This window comes from Amycolatopsis sp. WAC 01376 (assembly GCF_003947415.1).
Lineage (GTDB): Bacteria > Actinomycetota > Actinomycetes > Mycobacteriales > Pseudonocardiaceae > Amycolatopsis.
This window is the reverse complement of record NZ_QHKL01000001.1, coordinates 231,345-252,743: the sequence shown is the minus strand read 5'-3', so window position 1 is coordinate 252,743 and position 21,399 is coordinate 231,345. Positions and strand designations below refer to the sequence as shown.

24 protein-coding genes are annotated in these 21,399 nt (G+C 68.1%); 13 read left to right on the top strand and 11 right to left on the bottom strand.

Annotated elements, in window-relative coordinates; translation table 11 throughout:
• The 3 genes from nuoN (at position 1) to DMH03_RS42825 (ending at position 2,693) form a co-directional block, all read left to right on the top strand.
• The gene (gene nuoN, locus DMH03_RS01280; protein ID WP_125790184.1) at positions 1–1,566 is read left to right on the top strand and encodes an NADH-quinone oxidoreductase subunit NuoN; all 1,566 of its coding nucleotides are present in this window, start codon (positions 1–3) and stop codon (positions 1,564–1,566) included.
• A gap of 408 nt (positions 1,567–1,974) precedes the next feature.
• Positions 1,975–2,388: a helix-turn-helix transcriptional regulator gene (locus DMH03_RS42830; protein ID WP_255431223.1), complete on the top strand. Its 414-nt coding sequence runs from the start codon at positions 1,975–1,977 to the stop codon at positions 2,386–2,388.
• Entirely contained in the window at positions 2,301–2,693 is a 393-nt protein-coding gene (locus DMH03_RS42825) for a DUF5753 domain-containing protein (RefSeq protein ID WP_255431233.1), read from the top strand. The genes DMH03_RS42830 and DMH03_RS42825 overlap by 88 nt, the downstream gene beginning before the upstream one ends.
• Here DMH03_RS42825 and DMH03_RS01270 read toward each other — a convergent pair.
• From DMH03_RS01270 to DMH03_RS01255, 4 genes are read right to left on the bottom strand one after another with little or no spacing between them, the layout of a single operon-like run.
• Positions 2,646–3,389, bottom strand: coding sequence for an ESX secretion-associated protein EspG (locus tag DMH03_RS01270; RefSeq protein ID WP_125790183.1), 744 nt, complete (start codon positions 3,387–3,389; stop codon positions 2,646–2,648). The genes DMH03_RS42825 and DMH03_RS01270 overlap by 48 nt on opposite strands.
• Before the next feature lie 27 nt (positions 3,390–3,416).
• Positions 3,417–4,715 (bottom strand): PPE domain-containing protein, encoded by a 1,299-nt coding sequence (locus DMH03_RS42955; RefSeq protein ID WP_125790182.1) that lies wholly within the window; start codon positions 4,713–4,715, stop codon positions 3,417–3,419.
• Positions 4,715–5,329: a DUF3558 domain-containing protein gene (locus DMH03_RS01260; protein ID WP_125790181.1), complete on the bottom strand. Its 615-nt coding sequence runs from the start codon at positions 5,327–5,329 to the stop codon at positions 4,715–4,717. The genes DMH03_RS42955 and DMH03_RS01260 overlap by 1 nt, the downstream gene beginning before the upstream one ends.
• Positions 5,329–5,751 carry a hypothetical protein gene (locus DMH03_RS01255; RefSeq protein WP_125790180.1) on the bottom strand — a complete coding sequence of 141 codons (423 nt, stop codon included), beginning with the start codon at positions 5,749–5,751 and terminating at the stop codon, positions 5,329–5,331. Before DMH03_RS01255 ends, DMH03_RS01260 begins: the two co-directional genes overlap by 1 nt.
• A gap of 365 nt (positions 5,752–6,116) precedes the next feature.
• On the opposite strand from DMH03_RS01255, the gene DMH03_RS42500 reads away from it, so the two are divergent.
• Genes DMH03_RS42500 through DMH03_RS01240 form a run of 4 tightly spaced genes read left to right on the top strand, consistent with a single transcriptional unit; the run spans position 6,117 to position 9,050 of the window.
• Positions 6,117–6,632: a hypothetical protein gene (locus tag DMH03_RS42500; protein ID WP_233611222.1), complete on the top strand. Its 516-nt coding sequence runs from the start codon at positions 6,117–6,119 to the stop codon at positions 6,630–6,632.
• Positions 6,611–7,099 carry a hypothetical protein gene (locus DMH03_RS42495; RefSeq protein WP_233611221.1) on the top strand — a complete coding sequence of 163 codons (489 nt, stop codon included), beginning with the start codon at positions 6,611–6,613 and terminating at the stop codon, positions 7,097–7,099. Before DMH03_RS42500 ends, DMH03_RS42495 begins: the two co-directional genes overlap by 22 nt.
• A 26-nt stretch (positions 7,100–7,125) precedes the next feature.
• Positions 7,126–8,313 carry an AAA family ATPase gene (locus DMH03_RS01245; protein ID WP_125790179.1) on the top strand — a complete coding sequence of 396 codons (1,188 nt, stop codon included), beginning with the start codon at positions 7,126–7,128 and terminating at the stop codon, positions 8,311–8,313.
• Positions 8,310–9,050 (top strand): HNH endonuclease, encoded by a 741-nt coding sequence (locus DMH03_RS01240; RefSeq protein WP_125790178.1) that lies wholly within the window; start codon positions 8,310–8,312, stop codon positions 9,048–9,050. Before DMH03_RS01245 ends, DMH03_RS01240 begins: the two co-directional genes overlap by 4 nt.
• Here the strand turns inward: DMH03_RS01240 and DMH03_RS01235 are convergent.
• Together DMH03_RS01235 and DMH03_RS01230 are read right to left on the bottom strand one after the other, a co-directional pair.
• Positions 9,026–9,661 (bottom strand): SRPBCC family protein, encoded by a 636-nt coding sequence (locus DMH03_RS01235; RefSeq protein ID WP_125790177.1) that lies wholly within the window; start codon positions 9,659–9,661, stop codon positions 9,026–9,028. The two genes, DMH03_RS01240 and DMH03_RS01235, sit on opposite strands and share 25 nt — an antisense overlap.
• 109 nt (positions 9,662–9,770) lie before the next feature.
• Positions 9,771–10,430 (bottom strand): hypothetical protein, encoded by a 660-nt coding sequence (locus DMH03_RS01230; RefSeq protein ID WP_125790176.1) that lies wholly within the window; start codon positions 10,428–10,430, stop codon positions 9,771–9,773.
• 179 nt (positions 10,431–10,609) lie between these two features.
• Here DMH03_RS01230 and DMH03_RS01225 point away from each other — a divergent pair, with 179 nt between their 5' ends.
• Entirely contained in the window at positions 10,610–10,915 is a 306-nt protein-coding gene (locus tag DMH03_RS01225) for a DUF6204 family protein (RefSeq protein WP_125790175.1), read from the top strand.
• A 10-nt stretch (positions 10,916–10,925) separates the two neighbouring features.
• Here the strand turns inward: DMH03_RS01225 and DMH03_RS01220 are convergent, their stop codons facing one another.
• Entirely contained in the window at positions 10,926–11,879 is a 954-nt protein-coding gene (locus tag DMH03_RS01220) for a neutral zinc metallopeptidase (protein ID WP_125790174.1), read from the bottom strand.
• 159 nt (positions 11,880–12,038) lie between these two features.
• Between DMH03_RS01220 and DMH03_RS01215 the strand changes: the two genes are divergently transcribed.
• The gene (locus DMH03_RS01215) at positions 12,039–13,064 is read left to right on the top strand and encodes a polyprenyl synthetase family protein (protein WP_125789056.1); all 1,026 of its coding nucleotides are present in this window, start codon (positions 12,039–12,041) and stop codon (positions 13,062–13,064) included.
• A 15-nt stretch (positions 13,065–13,079) separates the two neighbouring features.
• A complete protein-coding gene (locus tag DMH03_RS01210) occupies positions 13,080–14,375 on the top strand; it encodes a hypothetical protein (RefSeq protein ID WP_125790173.1) in 1,296 nt (431 codons plus the stop codon).
• Between the two features lie 70 nt (positions 14,376–14,445).
• On the opposite strand, the gene DMH03_RS01205 is transcribed toward DMH03_RS01210, so the two are convergent.
• The 4 genes from DMH03_RS01205 to DMH03_RS01190 form a co-directional block, all read right to left on the bottom strand.
• Complete coding sequence (locus tag DMH03_RS01205) at positions 14,446–15,513, bottom strand: 2-oxoacid:ferredoxin oxidoreductase subunit beta (protein WP_125790172.1); 1,068 nt, start codon at positions 15,511–15,513, stop codon at positions 14,446–14,448.
• Complete coding sequence (locus tag DMH03_RS01200) at positions 15,510–17,417, bottom strand: 2-oxoacid:acceptor oxidoreductase subunit alpha (protein WP_125790171.1); 1,908 nt, start codon at positions 17,415–17,417, stop codon at positions 15,510–15,512. Before DMH03_RS01200 ends, DMH03_RS01205 begins: the two co-directional genes overlap by 4 nt.
• Before the next feature lie 289 nt (positions 17,418–17,706).
• A complete protein-coding gene (locus DMH03_RS01195; protein WP_125790170.1) occupies positions 17,707–18,459 on the bottom strand; it encodes an enoyl-CoA hydratase in 753 nt (250 codons plus the stop codon).
• A gap of 13 nt (positions 18,460–18,472) precedes the next feature.
• A complete protein-coding gene (locus tag DMH03_RS01190) occupies positions 18,473–18,919 on the bottom strand; it encodes an Lrp/AsnC family transcriptional regulator (RefSeq protein WP_005151923.1) in 447 nt (148 codons plus the stop codon).
• A gap of 74 nt (positions 18,920–18,993) precedes the next feature.
• Between DMH03_RS01190 and ddaH the strand changes: the two genes are divergently transcribed.
• The 3 genes from ddaH (at position 18,994) to DMH03_RS01175 (ending at position 21,376) form a co-directional block, all read left to right on the top strand.
• The gene (ddaH, locus tag DMH03_RS01185) at positions 18,994–19,839 is read left to right on the top strand and encodes a dimethylargininase (protein ID WP_199748622.1); all 846 of its coding nucleotides are present in this window, start codon (positions 18,994–18,996) and stop codon (positions 19,837–19,839) included.
• 91 nt (positions 19,840–19,930) lie between these two features.
• Positions 19,931–20,587, top strand: a complete 657-nt coding sequence (locus DMH03_RS01180) for a polysaccharide deacetylase family protein (RefSeq protein ID WP_125790169.1) — start codon at positions 19,931–19,933, stop codon at positions 20,585–20,587.
• A gap of 117 nt (positions 20,588–20,704) precedes the next feature.
• On the top strand, positions 20,705–21,376 hold the full coding sequence (locus tag DMH03_RS01175) for a glycoside hydrolase family 75 protein (protein ID WP_125790168.1): 672 nt from the start codon (positions 20,705–20,707) through the stop codon (positions 21,374–21,376).
• Positions 21,377–21,399: the final 23 nt, after the last annotated feature.

Below are 21,399 nucleotides of genomic sequence, written 5' to 3'. Positions count from 1 at the left end.
GTGCTCTTCTTGACTCAGGCGCCACCGGTGCAGGTGCCGTCGATCGACTACTTCGCTGTCACGCCGATCCTGATCATCCTCGGCGCCGCGTGTGTCAGCGTGCTGTTCGAGGCCTTCCTGCCCAAGCACATGCGGTGGCCGTCGCAGGTCTTCCTGTCACTGGTCGGGATCGGGGCGGCGGGCGTCTTCCTGGTCTGGTACGCCAGTTCGTCCGCCCCGAAGGCAGGCATCACGACCTTCAGCGGCGCGATCGCCGTCGACCGGCCGTCGCTGTTCCTGTGGGGCACGCTGCTGGCGCTGGCGCTGGGCGCGGTGCTGCTGATCGCGGACCGCTCGGTCGAACCGGGCGGCGCGTTCGTCGCGCAGGCAGGCATCCGGCCGGGCACGCTGCAGGACCGCGCGCAGGTCGGCACCACCGGCATGCAGACCGAGGTCTTCCCGCTGACGCTGTTCGCGCTCGGCGGCATGATGTCGTTCGTCGCGGCCAACGACCTGCTCACCATGTTCATCGCGCTCGAAGTGCTGAGCCTGCCGTTGTACCTGATGTGCGGTCTCGCGCGGCGTCGTCGCCTGCTCTCGCAGGAATCGGCGGTCAAGTACTTCCTGCTCGGCGCGTTCTCGTCGGCGTTCTTCCTCTACGGTCTCGCGCTGCTGTACGGCTACGCGAACTCCGTGAAACTGTCGGACATCGCGAACGCCGCCGCCGGCTCGGACCGTTCCGACACGCTGCTGTTCGCCGGACTCGGCCTGCTCGCGGTCGGCCTGCTGTTCAAGGGTTCGGTCGGCCCGTTCCACACCTGGACCCCGGACGTCTACCAGGGCGCGCCGACCCCGGTCACCGCGTTCATGGGTGCCTGCACCAAGGTCGCCGCGTTCGGCGGGATCCTGCGGGTGTTCTCGGTGGCGTTCGAGTCGACCAGCTGGGAATGGCGCGGCGTGCTGTGGGGCGTCGCGATCATCTCGATGCTGATCGGCGCGGTGCTGGGTCTCACGCAGACCGACGTGAAGCGCATGATCGCCTACTCGTCCATCGCGCACGCCGGATTCCTGCTAGTGGGCGCGATCGCGATGACCGAAGAAGGCCTGTCGAGCACGCTGTTCTACCTGCTGGCCTACGGTTTCACCACGCTCGCCGCGTTCGGTGTCGTCTCGCTGGTGCGGGACTCGAACGGCGAGGCGACGCACCTGTCCGCCTGGGCCGGTTTGGCGAAACGGTCTCCGGTACTGGCCGCGGTGTTCACCTTCCTGCTGCTCGCGCTGGCCGGTATCCCGCTGACCAGTGGGTTCGTCGGCAAGTTCGTGGTGTTCTCGGCGGCCCTTTCCGACGGGATGGCGCCGCTGGTCGTCGTCGCCCTGGTCTTCAGCGCCGTCGCCGCGTTCTTCTACCTGCGGGTGATCGTGCTGATGTACTTCTCCGAGCCGGCTCCCGACGGCCCGACCGTCACCGTGCCCGGCGCGTTCACCACCACCGCGATCACGCTCGGCGTCATCGTCACGCTGGTGCTCGGCCTCATCCCGGCGTTCGCCCTCGACTGGGCGGGCTCCGGCGGCTTCGCACTCAAGTAGTTTTTCTTTGCGCGTGAAGGCCCCCTTCCCTCGGCTCAGCCGAGGGAAGGGGGCCTTCACGCGTTTCGGGTACACACGTTTCAGGCGCGTTTGGCCAGGTCGGAAGGTTCGCGCGACGGCGACCACCTCACTGGCACGTGACCGGTTGGTGGTCCGTGAAGGCCTGCGGTACGGCCGGAACCGTTGGTGCGGAAGCCGAGTAAGCCTCGTCCGTCGGTGGATGACGAGGACAGCTACGACTACCACCCCTCGCGAGAACGCGAATTGCCACTCACGAGTGGCTGAATTGCCGCCGTGCACTTGGCATCCTTGCTCGCCTGGAGAAGGGGAGCGAGGCCGAAGCCCAAGCCCACACCCCAGGCGAGGGCCCTCGCCGATGGACTTCGAGCCACGCGGAGGGCCGCCAGATTGGCCGCGACCGAAGTGGCCGACAAACTGGCGTGGTCCCAGTCGACGATCAGCCGGATCGAAACCGCCGTGCGCGCAGCTTCCGCCGAGGAGGTGTCCGCGCTGCTCGCGATCTACCAGGTCACCGGGGAGCGGCGGGACGCGCTGCTCTCGTTGTCCCGCGACAACGGGGCCTGGTGGTTCGCCGAGGTGTCTCTCCAGTTGACGACTCTCGCGCAGTACGAAAAGGAGGCCAGCAGGATCGTCTCTTTCGCGACCACGCTCGTCCCCGACCTGCTGCAGACGCCCTCCTACGCGAGGGCTGCGGGCCTTTCTGCCGCGCGGCGATCGAAGCGCGGCGGGAACGGCAGAAGAAGTTCGTCGCCTATATCGACGAAGGAGCGCTGTGCCGTCAGGTCGGTGGGCCACGGGTGATGGCGAATCAGCTTCGGCATCTCGTCTCGCTGACCGAGCGGCCCGCCATCGAACTTCGGGTCATTCCCTTCGCCGCCGGAGCACATCCCGGCGGTGCCTACGTTCTGCTGGAATTCGGCGACGCCCGGCCGGTGGTGTATCTGGAACATCGGCGATCCGGACTGTTCCTGCATCGGCCCTGCGATGTCGAACCCTATCTTCAGTCCACTGTGGACGCTGTCGCGCTGGATCCGGTGCGGTCGGTGCGCCTGATCGAGTCAGTGGTCGAGACTCGCTCGCAGTGCGGCGACCTTTTGGGCCAGTAGCGTGGGTTCGCCGGGCAGGACGGTGATGTACCGGTTCCGGGGAGACCCGCTCACGTACATGGCGACCCGTCCGGCGTCGAGGTCGAGATACGTCAGGCCGTCCGTTGCCTCTGTGCGTCTTCCCCCGTCAGGGCGCATGGCCGCGGCGAAGAACCCGACACCGAAATAGGGCTGCTCGAAGACGTCGTCCAGCCACCGCGCGTCCCGGCTTCGTGAGTCGTAGCGACCGCTTTCGCTGTCGAGCTTAAAGTCGTCCTGGGGCAAGGAAAAGGGGGAGAATCGCGCGGGCGGGTACTCGGGCAGGTTCAGCACGAGTGCCGCCGCGCGGTCGGAGGTCCGCACGCCCTTCAGCCACACCCGGTTTCCTTCACAGATCGCCGTCACCGCGGCGCGCCCGCGCACGGCGACGAGCACGCTGTACTGCTCCGCCTCCGTTCTCACAGTCGCGTAGTACTCGGTGTTCGGCCGGTCGAGTATGTGCAGGACGTCCTCGAAGTCGCTGGTCAGCCGCTTGCCCTCGGTGAACCCGAGGCCGCCGAGCTCCTCGAACGCCGCTCGGTCTTCGCCGTTTCGCGACGACGGCGGAATGTAGCGCAGGCCGCCCGCGAAGATCAGGTGCGGATCTCCGCAACCGGCGTGACGGAACGCGGTCAACAGAGTATCGAGCGTGATCTCGACCGGGCGCGCGAGCACCACGTGTCTCCCTCCCCTGCGACTGTGGTGCTACTTCTTCTTCTCGCCGATCACCGGCGGCGTCGGCTTTTCGGTGTCGCCGCCGAAGGTCTCTTCCGGATCCGGGTTCTGGAGGTACGCCGGAGCCTTCTTCTCCTTGTCCTCCTCGCCCTTCCCGCGAGCGGCGCCGGGCGCCATCGGCATCCCGTTCGCCCCGCCACGACCCGCTGTCCCGGCCGTTCCAGCCGTGCCTCGGCCACCGACGCCTTCGCCTGGCAGCCCGGCGCCGCTTCGGCCACCCATGCCGGACTGCTGGCCGGGCCCGCCTGTCCCGCCTATCCCACCTGGACCGGGAACGCCGCCGCGGAAACCGCCGCCGCCCGGCACCCCGGGCGACCTGCCACCCGTGCCCGGACCGTAAGGCGTGGGCCCGCTCGTTCCAGGGCCGTACCCGGGCGGGAAGACGCCGGGCGTGTTGTACGTGGGGTTCGGCTTGCCGGTCGGCCCGAAATCGAGGTTCGCCGCCGGCGGCACGACCGGTGTGGTCTGGGGCGGCGTGTACGAACTCGCGCGGGTCCCGTCGTCGGGTTGTTGCCCGACTGGCTGATGCGGGCTCGGGTACTGACCCGGCTGGCCCGGCTGAGGCTGACCTGGCTGGGGGCCTTGCCCGGGCTGAGGACCGCTGTCGGCCGCGCCACCCGGCGCCGGCCCACTCGGCCCGCTGGGGCCTCGGTAGGGCTCGCCGACACCGTGTTCGCGTCCGTCGGAGCCACCGCCGAAGCCCTTCGCCGCCGGTTTGCCGGAGCTGCCGTCGTCCAACGTGACGCTGCCGCCGGGATCGGTGAGCTGCGCGTACTGGGCGGGCAACTCGTCACCGTTGGCGGTGCTGGCCGAGTGATAGCTCGCGAAGGTGTCGATGTTGTGCTGGCTGTCGGCCTGGTACCCCTTGACCCTGTCCCAGTAAGTGAACTGGCCGCCGCCGCCCATGAGTGCCTTGACGTCCTCGGCGGTCGGCGCGGGCTGATCGGGCGGAACCGGCTTGACGGAGTTCTTGGCCGCGCCGAACGCGTCCATTTGGGAGCTGATGGCGAACTGCGCCACGGCCAGATGCATCGCGTCGTCGTACGCGGCTTCCACGACAGGCTTCGTCGCGTCGGCGGCAGCGTCACTGGCGCCACCCTGCCAGCCGGCCATGGTCTTCTGGGTGAGCGCGGTGAGCTTCTGCGTGCGCTCGTGGTGCTTGACGGTCAGGTTGAACGCGGCACGCTGAGCCTCGGAGAGCGAACCGGCGCCTTCGCCCTTGGTGATCTGCTCGTAGATCTGGTCGGCGGTGAGCGGTCCTGCCGGCATCAGTTGCCCCCTCGGATGGTGGCCAGCACCCTGACCGCGCCTTCACGAGCCGCGTCGCAGGGATCCTTCTTGCCGACGTTCGCTTGGGACTGTGTCAGTGCGATGCCGATGGTTTGCGTGTCGCTGATTCCCAGCGATACCGAACAGGCGCCTTCGGCGCGGCGATCGATGACGCCGTAGGCCGTCACCGGGTATCCGTCTAGCGGTTCGAGCGGTTCGACCAGCTTGTAAGCGTTTCCCTTGGCCGCGTACACGCTTGCGGTACCTCCGTCTGGGCCGCTGCCAAAGATCACGCTGACCCGAGGCGTGAATGAGGCAACGGTCCACGCGCATGCCGGGCCCGCTGATTCATCGCGTGGTTTGGCTTCGGCTCCGGGGCCGAGAAGTTCCTCGACCTGGGTTTTGGTGAGCGCGGTGCAGGGGGATTGTTTGAACCGCGTCACGTCGATCGGGTGCTCGACCCTGGGCACGCCTGGTGGCAAGCTGGTCGGGTTCGAGGTGCCCGGATTCGGTCCGCTGCTGGTGGGTGTGGGGCTGCCGTTGACGGTCGGTGTCGAGCACGCGGAGAGAGCAGCGAGGGCGGCCGCACTGAGGATCAGGGTGGCGCGTCGCATCAGGCGATGCCCTTCGGTTGCTGGTTGACGACGATTTTGGCCTCCTCGTCCGCAGTGGCGTATTTGCCGAGAGCGGTCACGTACTTGGCGGCCATGTTCTGACAGTAGGCGACGCGCTGGTTGAGGGCTTTGACAAGCGCTCCGCCGGACACGCGGGTGATCTTTGCATTGTCTCCGCTCGCATACTCCAGGCCTGGGGGCTGGGCCTTGGCGATGAACTCTGCATCTTCGAGGTCGGTGGCATACTCGTTGGCCAGGTCGGACCACTCCTTCGCCAGTTCGTGAAGAGTCGCCTCGTCGTACTTGAACCCCGCGCCCTCAGCGACCGGTGCCCCGTAGGAGCCGCCAGTCGGTGGTGCTTGACAGGTCGAGTCCGGGTTGAAGCCCGGCTCATAGGTCGGCGACCCCTCAGGCACGGCCATGCACCCCTGCCGTCTGAAAGCGTTCCCCGCTGAATGGCCGAAGCCGCCCCGAAGTCACCGTCGTCATGCGCCCCTCCCGTGGCTACAAGGTGCTTCTCCCCGATGCACCCTGCGTAATCCGACGCCGGGGAGATTACCAGGGTTCCCGGGGCGGTGAACCCGGCTGCATAAAGTCCCGTTCCCCGCTGAATAGCGTCGGCGAACCTGATGACTATCCGTGAAAATCAATCGTGTGAACGTGCCCCAGGAAACCGGGTTCTTTCTGGTGGTCGACCCGGCGAATTCGCACACTCTGCGTAATGAAGCCTCGAAGAGTGATTCTCGGCGCAATAGTTCTCGGGTTGCTGGCGGCTTGTACGGATTCCGTGGATACGCCCCCGTCGCCACCGCAGTTTCCGAAATGGCAGCCGAAACAACCGCGTCCTGCGGATCGCGACGGACAAGCCGTCGGCGCCGCACTCGCCGCGACCGACTTCTGCGTCCTGATCGATCGTGTCACCTACGCGCTTCGGCAGCCGCTGGACGCCGCACTGGCGACCACACGTCCGGAGGTGAAGCACGGCAGGAAACGGTGCGCGCTCGTCCGAGGCGACATGGACCTGCTCTACGTCAAGGACGTGGCCCCTGCCCACGCGGCCCTCCGGAACGACGGAACCGTCGTCGACCTCGGCGGAGTGAAGGCGTACCAGGTCGAGTCCCGTCGCGAGGGCGCGGTCAGCGGCTGCGCGATCACCGTGCCAGTCAGTTTCCAGCACGCGGTCCAGTTCGAGCTGGGGATCCAGAGCCGGAGCAAGGACTGCGGAACCCTCCGCGACTTCGCCACCGCCGGGGCCACTGCGATCCGGCGGTCGAGGCCGAGGTGCCTGCCACTTCCGAGCTGATCCTCGCCGCGGGCGCGGCTGATCCGAACGTCGAGTGCGCGGTGTTCCACGACGCGGTCAAGATGGCCTTCGGCCCGGACTTCGCGCCGATCGCCACGCCGGGCTCCTGTTACTTCGTCGAACCACGACATCGGTTGCAGATCGAGGCCGGGGCCACCGCGAACGGTGGCGCGCCCGGGGAGTGGCTCGCGGATCCGAACGGCACCTACAAGGACCACCGTCAGTTCTCGTTCGGCGGAAGCCCGGGGGTCACGTTCCGCTCGAAGGACGACCTCGAGTTCTCCGTCTATGTCGCGCCGCTCGGGAATCTCGACTCGCGTGGCCACGTCCGGTTGCGGCTCTCGCCACAGCGGGAGCGAGGGGCCGAAGACTGGGACCGCTCGAAGGTCGTTTCGGAGGTGGACGTCGCCAAGGCGCACGCCGTGATGGATTTCGTGCTGGCGACCCACTTTCGGGTGGCCAAGTGACGTGCGCGCCGTCGTAAGCTTCCTTCATGTACATCGAGCGGGTCCGGCTGGAGAACATCCGTGGCTTCAGTGGCGCCCGCGCCGTCGACCTCAAGCTGCCCGGACCCGGCTGGGTGGTGCTCGCCGGGCGCAACGGTTCGGGCAAGACCTCGCTGCTGCGGGCCATCGCGGTCGCGGCGGCGCCGGACGTGGCCTGGGGGTTGCTGTCGGACGCCGGCAGCTGGATTTCGACGAACCAGACGTCGGGGTCGATCGAGCTGTCGGTGATGCGCGAGGAGGGTCCGGCGCCGGTCGAAGTCCGCTGGCTCGACTCCGGTCTGCTGCCGATCTCCGGATTGCCGCCGGGCCAGCCGTTCTGCGCGGCGTATGGGCCCTTCCGGCGGCTCGCGGGCGGCAGCGGGGAGGCCGAGTCGTGGATGCGCGGCGCGGGGTCGCTGGCGCGGATGGCCAGCCTGTTCCATGAAGACGCCTCGCTCGCCGAGGGTGTCACCTGGCTGATCAATCAGCATCTCCGTGCCCTGGAAGGAAAAGCGGGCGCGCGTGAGCTGAAGGAGGCGGCACTGGAGATCCTCGGTGACGGTCTCCTGCCGGGCGGTTACCGGATCCGGGACGTCGATTCGGACGGGCTTTGGGTCGAATACCGCGGTGACAGGTTCCCGTTGCGCGAGATGAGCGACGGCTATCGCACGGTGACCGCGCTCGTGGTCGATCTGCTCAAGCAACTCGACGGCGCCGGCCTCGATCACGAGAGCCCCGGCGTCGTGATCATCGACGAGGTCGACGCGCATCTCCACGTCTCGTGGCAGAAACGCATGGGGCCGTGGTTCAAGGCGCATTTCCCGCGCATCCAGTTCATCGTCACCACGCACAGCCCCTACGTCTGCCAGGCCGCCGACCCCGGCGGCCTCATCCGGCTTTCCGGGCCGGACGAGGAGATGCCGCCGCGCGTGGTCTCCGAGGAGCTGTACGAGCGGGTCGTGTTCGGCTCCGGGGACGACGCCGTGCTGTCCGACCTTTTCGGCTTGGACACGCCCTATTCGCCGCAGGCGGTCGAACTGCGGGAGCACCTCGCCGAACTCGAGTTCCAGGTGGCTTCCGGCCGGGCGGACGCGAACGGCGTCCGGGAATGGGAACGCCTCCGGGGCATGCTGAGCAGTTCGCCGCCGAGCCGGGTCGACGAGGTGGCCAGGCGGTTCGAGGCCGACGATCGGTGATCGGGATCCGCCGGATCGCGCTGCCGGGGCGGGTGGTGGCCGATCTCGAAGAGTTGACCGCGCGGATCCCTCCCGGTGACAGCAAAGAAGCGCGACGGCTCTGGCGGGTTTCCCGTACTGTACGGCGTTCTTTGCGGGCGGGCCTGGACGTCATGGCGGCCGGCCGCGGCTACTGCATGTACTGCGGTGACGGCCTCGGGTCCACTGTGGACCATTTCGAGCCGATAGCGCGGAATCCGGGGCGCGCGTTCGACTGGCTCAATCACGTGCTCGCGTGCGAGTACTGCAACAGCCACCACAAACGAGACCTGTTCCCGGTGGACGACGACGGCAACAGCCTGCTGATCGACCCGACCGCCGAAGACCCGCTGGACCACCTGTTCCTGGTGCTGTCGATCGGGACCTATCGCGCGTTGACCGCGAAGGGCGAGCAGACCATCGAGGTGTGCGGGCTGAACCGCGCGCAACTGGCGCGCGGGCGGGAAACGGCGGTCAACCAGGTGAGCGCGCTCGTCATGGGCTGGTGGACCGCGCGCGAACTGGGGGACGACCGGAGGCGGCGCGCGATGATCTGGACCTTGCTCGATCAGCCGCACGCCGACGTCCTCCACGCGATGCTCCGGCAGGCGGGTATGCCGGGCGCTCGCGCCGTGTTCCGTGCGGACGAAGAGCTCATCGACCTGCTTCGCGCGCCGGAACTCGCCGAAGACCTTCAGCTCTCCGGGGGCGCGGTATAGGCGGCCAAGGTGGCGTCGGCGCGCGTGCGGGCGGTGGTCGCGTCCGTCCCGTTGGCGACGTCGGCCTCGTACCAGGCCTCGTTGCTCAAGGTCATGAACCGCACGCCTTCTTCGCTGGTCATCCAGGCCATGGCCGCCTCGGGGTCGGCGGCCTCTCCGGATTCCAGGTGCAGCGCGAGCCCGTTCAGCATCATGTCCCAGCCGATGCCCACGGCACCCGGCCCGAACTGGTTCCAGTGCTCGCCTGCGACGGCGGTGTGGTCGAGTTCGAACCGGGTGCGCCCGTCGGCTTCGGGGCTCAGCCGGAGCTCGATCCAGCTGACGTCGCCGCCGTACTCCCAGGTGGCGGCGAAGCTCTTCGGCGGATCGCAGCGCTCGACCGTCCCTCCCGCGTTGCCTTCGAGCTGGTACTTGCCGCCGACGCGCAGCTCGCCGCTGATCGGCAGGAACCAGCGCGGGATGCGCTCGGGATTCGTGCACGCGTCCCAGAGATCGTCGAGGCCGGTGTCGTAGACCTGGCTGACCGTGGCCGTCACCGCCTCGCCCGCTTCGACCACGCGCTTGCCCAGCTCGCGCTGGACGGAGTTGATCTGAGTGGTCACGTCGACCATGGGTGCCCTCCTCTGCTCGGCTGCCGCCAAGGTATCAGCAGAGGCTTATATAAGCCAGAATGGAAAGGGGCGCCCGGTCGAACCGGACGCCCCTTTCCGGCGGGTTGGCTCAGGGAGTGGGAGAGCACGCCGCGCGCCCGATGACCACTTCGCCGGTGATGTTCGACGCCGGGGCGAACTTGATCCGCAGCATGGTCAGCGCGATGCTGCCGTTGCCCGGCAACGTCTGCTCGTTGAAGATCGCCTCGGCGAGCAGGGTCCCGTTGGACTTGGTGATCGGCTTGACGTAGCCGACCGGCACGGGGGACGGCAGGGTGCCGAGCCCGGTCGCGCCGCCGTAGGTCCAGCTCGCGTTCGTGCCGGTCTGCGTGGCCGTGCAGCTGACCGAGTAGGACCTGATCTTGATCCGCGGGCCGCTCGACGAGACGAGCGCCGACAGCTCGAAGTTCTGCCCCTTGGCCTCCGACTTCGTCGAGGTCACGTCGTTTTCGGGGTCGACGACGGTCGTCGTGCACGTCGTCGTGCCGCCACCGAACGTGATCCCGGTCCTGGTCACGACCCCGGACGAGTTGCTCGTCGGTCCCTCGACCGCGCAGTCGGCGAGCGACGAGATCGAGATCGGCGCCGAGGTGCCCTTGGTGAAGGCGGCGGAGCCGAGCGAGGCCACGCCCGCGGGGTTCGAGGCGGCGGCGGGCGTCACGCCGGCGCCGAGACCTGCCAGCAGCAGGGCGCCGACCAGGCCGGCCCGGCTTGCGACGGTGATACGCATGGGCTTCCTCCTCACGTGATGGAGAGCGAGCCGGATCGGCCGTTCTTCCTTTGTCATCACTATCTGCGTGTCGGATTCGCCCGTTGCGTGCGTGACGGTCGTTTCACTCGACCGTGGATCATGGACACCCGTTGGATATTCGGATTCGTATCCGGATACAGGTCTGTATATTCGATGCCATGCCGACCTACCGCGTCCTCGTCAACGGCAAGTTCGACCACCCCGACGCCGGCACCCGCGCCCGGCTCCTCGCCGAGCTCGATCAGCACCAGGCGATGGGATTCACCGAGGACGGCCTGCTCACCTACAGCGCGCACCTCGGCTCGTTCACCTTCCGCATCACGCTGCGGGGTGAAGAGGAGCGCGACGTACTCGACGAGGCCGAGCTGAAGGTCATGGAGCTGCTGGACGCCAAGGGCTACCCGTACCGCGACGTCGCGGGGAAGGCGACCTGCATGGACGACATCAAGATCCGTCGCCGCTGACCACGGCCGTTCAGGAGACCTCGTTCGCCGGGGCGGCGAAGGTGTTGCACGCCGAGGTGTCCTTGGCCGTCAGGCCGCGCTTCTGCCACAGCTTGGCGTTCTTCGCCGAGCCGTGGGTCTCGCTGTCCTCAGGGTCGAAGCCGCCTTGCCTGAGCGGGGCGAGCAGCCCGGCGCCGATCGAGCCCCGGCCGGCGGCGTTGGCGAGGAACAGCGTGCTGAAGCAGTCGGCCTGAAGTTCGAGCCGCCTGCTCAGGTCGAGGATCTTCACCTGGTCGCCGTCCGCTTCGCGGTAGAGCGCGTCGTGTTTCCGAAGGATGCCGGACTGCTCCTGGACGTGGTGCCCGTACTCGTGGGCGAGCAGGAACAGCTGGGTCAGGAGTTCGGGTCCGCCGTTCTCGAGCTGTCTCGGCAGCGGGACGAAGATCGTCTTGTCGTCCGAGCAGTAGAAGCCCATGGCCTCCGAGGCGGGTGGAGGTGGGCCGCAGGCGGTGTTCGAGACGTCGTGCAGGTTCACCGCGACCGGGATCTGCGGCTCGCCCACCTGGGTCAGGACCGGATGCCACGCCCGCTCCAGGCAAGGGATCAAAGCCAGATAGAACGCGTCCAGCTGCTCCTTCGTGCCGCGGAGCTTGGGCAGCTCGCAGGTCACCTTCGGCATCGCCACGCCGGGAGCGACGAGAGGATTGGCCGCCGTCTCGAGTTTGCGGATCGGCACCTCCTGCCGTGAAGACGGTGGAGCCGACGACGCGCCCGCCGACGTCGAGACGGCAGGCAGGCGAGGCTGGACGGCGCCCACCTTCGAGTCCTTCAGGCCGCCGACCACGAGCACGGCCACGACCAGCATCACCGCCATGAACACGGCGAAGAGGACGACGGTGATCCACACCGTCGACCGCTGCTCACGGTGGTCTTCGGCGGGAGGTCTCCACGCCGGTCTTTCGCCGGAATCGTCCGGACTTCCCATGGTGTTCCCCCAGTTCGCGCCAAAGCGGGCAGGATACTCGGCGGGGGTGTCATATTCGTCACCGTTTCCCCTGGACAGCACGTCAACAGGCCTCGGTGGGTAGCCACTACGCTGGAAGCAACCCCGAACGGTGTCAAAGAGAGCGGAGCCGACGTGTCTGTGTCTTCACCTGCCCCAGGTGGTGCCATCGAGGACCTGCGCGCGTCCGTGGGGCTCCAGATCGCCGACGAGCAGCTCCTGCGCACCCTCGCGACCGGTCTCGCCGACGTCGAGACCCTGCTCCGCGAGGTTGTCCGCAGTGACGTCAAGGCCGTCGAGGACGCCGCTTCGCACCTGGTCGAGGCGGGGGGCAAACGTTTCCGTCCGCTGTTCACGCTGCTTTCCTCGCAGTTCGGGCCGAAGCAGGGCGACCAGGTGGTCACCGCCGCCGCGGCCGTCGAGCTGGTGCACCTCGCGACGCTGTACCACGACGACGTGATGGACGAGGCGACGATGCGCCGCGGCGCGGAGAGCGTCAACGCCCGCTGGGACAACACCATCGCCATCCTGACCGGCGACTTCCTGTTCGCGCACGCCTCGCGGCTGGTCGCGGACCTCGGCACCGACGCGGCCCGGATCATCGCCGAGACCTTCGGCGAGCTGGTCACCGGCCAGATGCGCGAGACGGTCGGTCCGGCCGACGGCGACGACGCGGTCGAGCACTACCTCACGGTCATCGCCCAGAAGACCGGTTCGCTGATCGCCACCTCCGGCCGCTTCGGCGGGATGATGTCCGGCGCGCCCGACCACTACATCGACGCGCTCCGCCGCTTCGGCGACATCATCGGGACGGCGTTCCAGATCTCCGACGACGTCATCGACATCGCGTCCGCCTCGGACGAGCTCGGCAAGGCGCAGGGCACAGACCTGCGCGAAGGCGTCCGCACGCTTCCGATGCTGTACGCGCTGGCCGACCCGGCGACCGACCCGCGCCTGGTGGAGCTGCTGTCCGGACCCATCTCCGACGACAAGCTCGTCGCCGAGGCCCTGGACCTGCTGCGCGCCTCGTCCGGACTCGAACGCGCACGCGAAACTCTTTCCGACTACGCTCGTCGGGCGCGTGCCGAACTCGCGGCGCTGCCCGCGTCGCCCGCCCGGGACGCCTGCGAATCGGTCGCCGACTACCTGGTCGCACGAACGCATTGACAAAGGGCAGGTTAGATGTCCATTTTCGGACAGGTTTGGCTGTGGAGTCTGCTGGCGTTCGTCGTCGGCGCGCTGCTCACCTGGCTGGTGCTGGTGATCCCGGCGCGCAAGCGCATCCGTGAGCTGGAAAGCTCGCTGGCCACCGCGCACGCCGAGACGTCCCGGCTGCCCGCCGGGGTGAGCCTCGGCGCAGGTGCCGCGGCCGTCGCCGGCGGCACCGCGTACCTCACGAAGCCGTCGCACGACGAGCTGGACGAGGAGTTCGCGGCGGTCGAGGAGCCGAAGCCCGCGTACCCAGAGACGCTCACCGAGCAGGAACCCGCGCAGCAGTGGACCGAACCTGCTCAGGAGCCTGCCCAGGAGGTCGTCGAGGAGCCCGTCGCCACCCCGGCGCAGACCTTCGAGCCCGAAGAAGAGTACGAGGCCGAGTACCGCACGGCGCCCCAGACGGACCAGGAGCCCGAACCGGAGCACTCCGCCGAGCGGACGCAGTACATCCCGGCTGCCCAGCCGGAACCGGAACCCGAGCCTGAGCCCGAGCCGGGGAACCCGTACGTCAGCGCGGCGACCGAGTACCTCCAGCCCGCGTCGAAGCTGGACGTCGAGCCGGAACCCGAACCCGAGCCGCAGCCGCCCGTGCCGAGCGAAGGGCCGTACCGGTCCCGCCTGGAGATGCAGCTGGACCCGGAAGGCGTCGAGACGCAGCCGGAGCCGGTGTCGCTGTTCAACCCCGCGTCACGCGTGGAGACGGAGCAGGCGCCCGTCGAGACCAACTGGTTCGAACGCGAAGAAGAGCTGCACGATCCGCCCGCGTACGCCTTCGGTTCCGACGAAGAAGCGAAGGCCGGGCTCCTCGACTCGGAGCCTGAGACGCCCGCCGAAGCCACCCAGGTGTTGCCCAAACGCACGCCCCGGGGCGCGGTCCGCGGTGGTTTCGAGCCGCCGCAGCCGATCCAGCCGTCCATGCGGGCGATCGAACGTCGTGAGCCGGAACTGTCCGGCGGGCAGAGCGGCTCGCTGTTCGAGCCCGCCGTCCAGCCCGGCGACGCGATGCCGGCGCCGGAGCCCCCGCCCGCGCGGCAGGTCGCCGCGCCGGTGACCGAATCCGTTCCGCCCGGCCCGTTCGGCCCCGGATCGGCGATGCCGCGGCCGGGCGGTGGCCGTCCGGCCGACGACTTCGCGGTCAAGGCCAGCGTGACGGCCCTGCGGTACTGCACCGAGGACTCGCCGCAGTTCCCGAAGATGGTCGCGGAGGTCTGGTTCCGGTCCGCCGCCGACGCGGAGCGCGTGGGCTTCCGTCCCCTCACCTGACAAACGCTATGAACGGTCCGTTACTTGCAAAATTTGCAAGTAACGGACCGTTCATAGCGTTCGGGACCGGCTAGCTGACGACGGTCCAGGTGTCCTTGCCGCGCAGCAGCCCCTGCAGATCGGGCTCGCGGGCGGCCTTGGCCTCGGCGACCTGGGCGCGCGCCTGGTCGTCGTAGGTGGGCCGCTCGACCTGCCGCAGGATGCCGGTCGGCACGTGGTTCAGGTTCTGGTCGCCGATCCGCGAAAGCGCGAACGCGTACGACGTGTCCTCGATCGTCGGGTCGTGCACGACGAGGTTCTCCTCGCCGATGTTCGCGACCTTCCCGACTTCCAGTCCGGCCCAGCCGCCGCGCGTGACACCGAATTCGCCCTGCGGGCCGAACTTGATCGGCTCGCCGGGCTTCAGCGGGATGAGCCGGCTCGCGGCCTCGTCCTTGTCCTTGAGGACGTCGAAGGCGCCGTCGTTGAAGATCGGGCAGTTCTGGTAGATCTCCACCAGCGCCGATCCGCGGTGCTTCGCGGCGGCCTCCAGCACCTCGGTCAGGCCCTTGCGGTCCGAGTCGAGCGCGCGGCCCACGAACGACGCCTCGGCGCCGATCGCCAGCGAAAGCGGGTTGAACGGGGTGTCGACCGAGCCCATCGGGGTGGACTTGGTGACCATGCCCGGCCCGGACGTCGGCGAGTACTGGCCCTTGGTGAGGCCGTAGATGCGGTTGTTGAACAGCAGGATCTTGATGTTCACGTTGCGCCGCAACGCGTGGATCAGGTGGTTGCCGCCGATGGACAGCGCGTCGCCGTCACCGGTGACGACCCACACCGACAGGTCCGGTCGCGCGGTCGCGAGGCCGGTCGCGATCGACGGCGCGCGGCCGTGGATCGAGTGCATGCCGTAGGTGTTCAGGTAGTACGGGAACCGGGACGAGCAGCCGATCCCCGAGATGAACACGATGTTCTCGCGTTTGAGGCCGAGCGTCGGCAGGAACGACTGCACGGCGTTGAGCACGACGTAGTCCCCGCAGCCGGGACACCAGCGGACCTCCTGGTCCGACTTGTAGTCCTTCGCCTTCTGCGGTTCGGTCTCGGTCGGCACAAGGTCCAGGCCGCCGAGGGTGGGGATCCCCAGGTCGATCGCGGTCACTTCGTCCCCTCCGTACTGGTGATGACTTCCGTGAAGACGCCTTGCAGTTCTTCGGCCTTGAAAGGCAGCCCGGCGACCTTCGTGTACGACTTCACGTCGACGAGGTACTTGGCCCTCAAGAGCATCGAAAGCTGGCCGAGATTCATTTCAGGGACGACGACGGTGTCGTACGAACGGAGTACGTCACCGAGGTTGCCCGGGAACGGGTTGAGATGCCGTAGATGCGCCTGCGCGATGGGCATCCCGCCCTTGCGGACGCGGCGGCACGCGGCGCCGATCGGGCCGTAGGACGAGCCCCAGCCGAGCGCCAGCACCCGTGCCTTGCCGCCGCTCGGGTCGTCGACGACGAGGTCGGGGACGTCGACGCCGTCGATCTTGGCCTGGCGCAGGCGGACCATCTTGTCGTGGTTGTCGGGCTCGTAGGAGATGTGGCCGGTCTTGTCGGCCTTCTCCAGCCCGCCGATACGGTGCTGCAGACCGGCCTCGCCCGGCACCGCCCACGCCCGGGCGAGGGTTTCGGGATCGCGTACATACGGCCAGAATTCCCCGGAACCGTCCTCGGCATTCGGCTCGGTGGCGAATTCCACGCGCAGATCCGGCAGGTCTTCGACGTCCGGGATCAGCCACGGCTCCGAGCCGTTCGCGATCGCGCCGTCCGAGAGCAGGAAGACCGGCGTGCGGTACTTCAGCGCGATCCGGGTGGCCTCCAGCGCCGCGTCGAAGCAGTCCGCGGGGGACAGCGGCGCGACGATCGGCACCGGGGATTCGCCGTTGCGGCCGAACATCGCCTGCAGCAGGTCGGCCTGCTCGGTCTTGGTCGGCAGCCCGGTCGACGGCCCACCGCGCTGGACGTCGATGACGACCAGCGGCAGTTCGGTCATCACCGCGAGACCGATGGCCTCGGACTTCAGCGCGACACCGGGCCCGGACGTCGAGGTGACGCCCAGCGCACCGCCGTAGGAGGCGCCGAGCGCCGCGCCGATGCCGGCGATCTCGTCCTCGGCCTGGAAGGTGAGGATGCCGTAGTTCTTGTGCTTGGACAGCTCGTGGAGGATGTCCGACGCCGGGGTGATCGGGTACGTGCCCAGCAGGATCTGCAGGCCGGACTGCTGCCCGGCGGCGACCAGCCCGTACGCCAGCGCGGTGTTCCCGGTGATCTGGCGGTACGTGCCCTGGTTCAGCTTCGCGGGCGCGACCTCGTACGTCGTCGCGAACGACTCGGTCGTCTCGCCGTAGTTCCAACCGGCGCGGAAGGCCAGGATGTTGGCCTCGGCGATATCGGGCTTCTTCGCGAACTTCTCGCGCAGGAACCGTTCCGTGCCTTCGGTCGGCCGGTGGTACATCCAGGAGAGCAACCCGAGCGCGAACATGTTCTTCGCGCGTTCGGCGTCCTTTTTGGACAGTCCGGTCTCTTCGAGCGCGCCCCTGGTCAACGTCGACATGGCCACCCGGTGGACTTGATAGGCCGAAAGGGTGTCGTCGTCGAGCGGGTCGTTGTCGTAACCGACCTTGACCAGGTTCCGCTTCGTGAACTCGTCGGTGTTGAGGATGATCGTCCCGCCCGACGGGACGTCGGCGAGGTTCGCCTTCAGCGCGGCGGGGTTCATGGCGACCAGGACGTCCGGCCGGTCGCCCGGCGTCAGGATGTCGTAGTCGGCGAAGTGCACCTGGAAGCTCGAGACGCCCGGGATGGTGCCCTGGGGCGCGCGGATCTCCGCCGGGAAGTTCGGCATGGTCGACAGGTCGTTGCCGAACGCGGCCGCTTCCGAGGTGAACCTGTCACCCGTCAGCTGCATGCCGTCACCGGAGTCGCCGGCGAACCGGATGACCACCCGGTCCAGCTTGGCGACCTCGGTCGGCCTGACGGCCGACAAGGAGCCGTTGCCGTTCGCACTCGTGCTCATAGGTCAGGGATTCCCTCTCTCCCGACGTGCGTCGTCCCCGGCCGTGCCGGAGATCCGGTGCCTCGCCCGGCGATGTCGGCCAGGTCACAGGTGCCATGTCCCGAGGTTAGTCCTCGGCACACTTCCCAGGTTGCCGTAAAAACGGTCCGGACCTACTTCTCGAGTGTCCTGAGCTCGTCGCTGAGCGGGGGTTTCCCGGTTTATCTGTTACCGATGGTAACGGTTAGTCGTACGCCTCGATTGTGAGCCGTATCTCCTTCAAGCGTAGTGAAGTCCGGTCGGGGAACGGTCATCGGCCGGTCATCGCGGCCCGCAACCTGGTCAGTCGTTCGGCGAACGCGGGCGCGGTGAGTGACGCCAGCTGCGGCTCGATCTCGGCGTCGACGGCGGCCGAATGGTCGGTCAGTGAAGCGGTGTGCCGAAGCGTGCGCTTCGTCGCCAGAAGGACGTCGCGCGGGGCATCGACGGCGGGTTTCGCCAGTTCACGGGCGGCCTCGACGAGATCGCCGTCGACGAGCTTGAGCGCGAGCCCGGATTCGACAGCGGCTTCGGCGCCGACAACCTCACCGAAGAGTGTCATCGCCGCGGCCTTCTGCGGTCCGACGAGCCGCTGGATCATCCACGTCATCCCGCCGCCGGGATGGATGCCGAGATCGAGAAATCTGGCCACGAACTTCGCCTTCGGTCCCACGATGCGGACGTCCGCGGCGAGCGCGAGGTTCAGTCCGGCGCCAACGGCGGCACCGCCGACCGCGGCGATCGTCGGCAGGGAACACCGCGCAACCGAGAGGAATCCGTCGTAGATCGCACGGAGCCCGTCCTCCCGGGCGCCGGCGAGCGTGTCCAGGTCCGCGCCCGCGCAGAAGGCCGGTGGCGCGCCGGTGACGACCAAAGCGTGGACGCTCTCGTCGGCCTCGGCGCTCGCGACGGCCTCGGCCAGCTGGGCGGACAAGGTGAGGGTCAGGGCGTTGCGGGTCGCGGGCGCGTCGATGGTGAGCACGGCGACGCCGCCGTCGTGGCTGGAGCGGATCTGATCGGTCACGGGAACGAGGGTGTCACGCTTCGGGGGTCGGCGGGCGTTCCAGTAACCGGGAGAGGACGACGGTGGAGACCGTGCGGTCGACGATCTCCAGCCCGCGCAGCCGTTCCAGCGCGGTCTCCAGATGGTGGATGTCCGACGCGCGCAGGTGGACGATCGCGTCGGCCGCGCCGGACACCGTGTACGCCGCGACGACCTCCGGCAACGGCTCCAGCCGGGCGCGGATCCGGGCCGGGGTGATGTTGCCGTTGCAGGTCATCTCGACGAACGCCTCGGTGCCCCAGCCCAGTGCCTCGGGATCCACGACCGCGGTGAAGCCGCGCAGGACCCCGGTTTCGAGCAGCCTGTCGACCCGTCGCTTCACCGCGGGCGCGGACAGACCGACGACTTTGCCGATGTCGGCGTAGCTGGACCTCGCATTGGCCATCAAGCATGAAACGATTCGCTGGTCGATGGTGTTCACACGCAATGTTTAGCAGGTATATGCGCAGCGAACAGCGATTGATTGCGGAATTAGGTGAGCCTTACCCTTCGGGTATGCCGGAACTGGAGCAGCAGCCCCGTGTACCCACGACGCGCCGCTACCTCATGTGCCCGCCGCGGTACTTCGCGGTGGATTACGTCATCAACCCCTGGATGGACCCTTCCGTCCCGGTCAGCGTCGACACCGCGATGGCGCAATGGACCGAACTCCGTGACACCTACCGACGCCTCGGCCACACCGTCGAGGAGATCGACGCGCAGCCCGGCCTGCCCGACATGGTGTTCGCCGCGAACTCCGGCACCGTCGTCGACGGCCGTGTCCTCGGCTCGCGGTTCCGCGCCCCGCAGCGCACCGCCGAGGCCGAGCACTTCCGCCGCTGGTTCGTCGAGCACGGCTACCGCGACATCACCATGCCCGAGAAGATCAACGAGGCCGAAGGCGACTTCGCCTGGACCGGCAAGATCCTGCTCGCCGGCACCGGCTTCCGGACCGACCCGGCCGCGCACGCCGAAGCGCAGGAGGTCCTCGGTGTCCCGGTCGTCTCGCTGCGGCTGATCGACCCGAGCTACTACCACCTCGACACCGCGCTGTTCGTGCTCGCCGAGGCCACCGACACCACGGCCGCCCAGATCGCCTACTTCCCGGAAGCGTTCTCGGCCGGGTCGCGGAAGGTGCTGGAGCGGATGTTCCCGGACGCGGTAATCGCGGACCGGGCCGACGCGGAGTGCTTCGGGCTCAACGGGGTGTCCGACGGTCGCAACGTCGTTCTGCCGGTCGAGGCGACCGGTTTGGCGGCGCGGCTGACCGAACGCGGCTACGAGGTCGTCTTCCTGGACATCTCCGAGCTCCGGAAGGCGGGCGGCGGCCCGAAGTGCTGCACCCTGGAGATCCGCAAGTAATCCATTCGTGGACACCTTGCGGGATCGTGTAACTACTCCGTTCGCCAACTCGATTAATCGGGAAACACAGTCGGTCCCGAATGAGGCGCGGATGGTGATCCTGGCGATAGGCGGCGTGGGCAGGCCCGTGCGCGCGCTGGATCCAGGCGAAAACGAAACATGGGTGACCGTCGAGCAGTTCGAGCGAGTGCTCGACACGGTGGCCGGACGGGAGGACGTCGGGCTCACCTTCGACGACGGCAACTCCTCCGACGTCGAGATCGCGCTCCCCAGACTGGTGGAGCGCGATCTCACGGCGGAGTTCTTCCCGCTGGCCGGCCGCATCGGTCAGCGCGGCTTCCTCGACGCCGACGGCCTTCGCAAGCTGGTCGACGCGGGGATGTCGATCGGCTCGCACGGCTGGGAACATCGCGACTGGCGGCGCCTCGACGGCAGGCACGTCCGGCGCGAACTCGAAACCGCGCCGAAACTGCTCGCCGACCTGAGCGGGGGGCCCGTGCGCGCGTACGCGCCGCCGTTCGGCGCCTACGACCGGCGGGTGCTCAGCAGGCTCCGGCGTTCCGGTGCGACGAGGGTCTACACGACCGAAGGCGGCGCGGCGTCGCGCGACGGCTGGCTGTGGCCGCGGGTCGAGGTCCGGCACGACGTCGACCAGGAGTGGCTCGACAGTGTGCTCGCTGAACGAGACGGCCTGTACCGCCGAGCGGGACGGGCCATCGCGCGAGTCGCCAGGCTTGCCCGCTTTTGACCGGTTTTCGTTGCATAGTGGGAAAACAACACCCCGCAGGCCCTTGAGTCGAATCCTGTGCGGCGGCATCCTGAGCATCCTCGATAAAGAAGTCTTATTAACTAAGGGGTGCTCGGTATGCGGAAACTACTGCTGTTCTCGGCCATGGTGGCGGCCGCGGGACTGGCCCCCGCGGCGACGGCCGTGGCCGCCCCTTCGGTTCAGGCGGCCCCGACCGCCCAGCAGTTGCTGGCGAAGACCACCGCCTGCAAGCAGATCTCGAACGGCAAGTACAAGACCGACGACGAAACCGGCCGCACCATCGCCGTCTGCGACGCGGGCGGCGCCGTGTTCTGGAAGGCCGACATGGACATCGACTGCGACGGGCAGCCGACCGCGCGGTGTAACAAGACCACCGACCCGTGGTTCCAGGACGGCACCGCGTACCCGCGCTCCGACGGCAAGGCGCTGATCGCCGACCAGACGCCCTACATCGTCGTGCCGAGCATCAGCAGCACGTGGAACTTCGAGAAGTCCGGCCTCAAGGGCGCCGGCTCGTGCGCGGTGATCTACAACAACAAGGTGCTCTACACCGTCATCGGCGACACCGGCCCGAAGGACATCATCGGCGAGGCGTCCTACGCGACCGCGAAGTCCTTGGGCATCAACCCGGACCCGAAGAACGGCGGCGTCGACTCTGGCGTGACGTACATCTGTTTCAAGAACTCGAAGGTCTCGCCGACCGAGGACCACGGGAAGGCGACCTCCGTGGGGGAGGGGCTGGCGGCGAAGTTCGTTCAGGGCGGCTGAAGTCGTTGTACGGCAACGGCCCC

What these genes read in the sequence shown, in the direction of transcription:
- DMH03_RS42955 (WP_125790182.1), bottom strand. Translation starts at nt 4,715, where the DNA reads ATGCCGGCAGGACCGCTCACCGCCGACCAGATCTACGAGCAGATCACC.
- DMH03_RS01260 (WP_125790181.1), bottom strand. Translation starts at nt 5,329, where the DNA reads ATGCGACGCGCCACCCTGATCCTCAGTGCGGCCGCCCTCGCTGCTCTC.
- DMH03_RS01255 (WP_125790180.1), bottom strand. Translation starts at nt 5,751, where the DNA reads ATGGCCGTGCCTGAGGGGTCGCCGACCTATGAGCCGGGCTTCAACCCG.
- DMH03_RS01245 (WP_125790179.1), top strand. Translation starts at nt 7,126, where the DNA reads ATGTACATCGAGCGGGTCCGGCTGGAGAACATCCGTGGCTTCAGTGGC.
- DMH03_RS01235 (WP_125790177.1), bottom strand. Translation starts at nt 9,661, where the DNA reads ATGGTCGACGTGACCACTCAGATCAACTCCGTCCAGCGCGAGCTGGGC.
- DMH03_RS01230 (WP_125790176.1), bottom strand. Translation starts at nt 10,430, where the DNA reads ATGCGTATCACCGTCGCAAGCCGGGCCGGCCTGGTCGGCGCCCTGCTG.
- DMH03_RS01225 (WP_125790175.1), top strand. Translation starts at nt 10,610, where the DNA reads ATGCCGACCTACCGCGTCCTCGTCAACGGCAAGTTCGACCACCCCGAC.
- DMH03_RS01220 (WP_125790174.1), bottom strand. Translation starts at nt 11,879, where the DNA reads ATGGGAAGTCCGGACGATTCCGGCGAAAGACCGGCGTGGAGACCTCCC.
- DMH03_RS01210 (WP_125790173.1), top strand. Translation starts at nt 13,080, where the DNA reads ATGTCCATTTTCGGACAGGTTTGGCTGTGGAGTCTGCTGGCGTTCGTC.
- DMH03_RS01200 (WP_125790171.1), bottom strand. Translation starts at nt 17,417, where the DNA reads ATGAGCACGAGTGCGAACGGCAACGGCTCCTTGTCGGCCGTCAGGCCG.
- ddaH (WP_199748622.1), top strand. Translation starts at nt 18,994, where the DNA reads ATGCCGGAACTGGAGCAGCAGCCCCGTGTACCCACGACGCGCCGCTAC.
- DMH03_RS01180 (WP_125790169.1), top strand. Translation starts at nt 19,931, where the DNA reads ATGGTGATCCTGGCGATAGGCGGCGTGGGCAGGCCCGTGCGCGCGCTG.
- DMH03_RS01175 (WP_125790168.1), top strand. Translation starts at nt 20,705, where the DNA reads ATGCGGAAACTACTGCTGTTCTCGGCCATGGTGGCGGCCGCGGGACTG.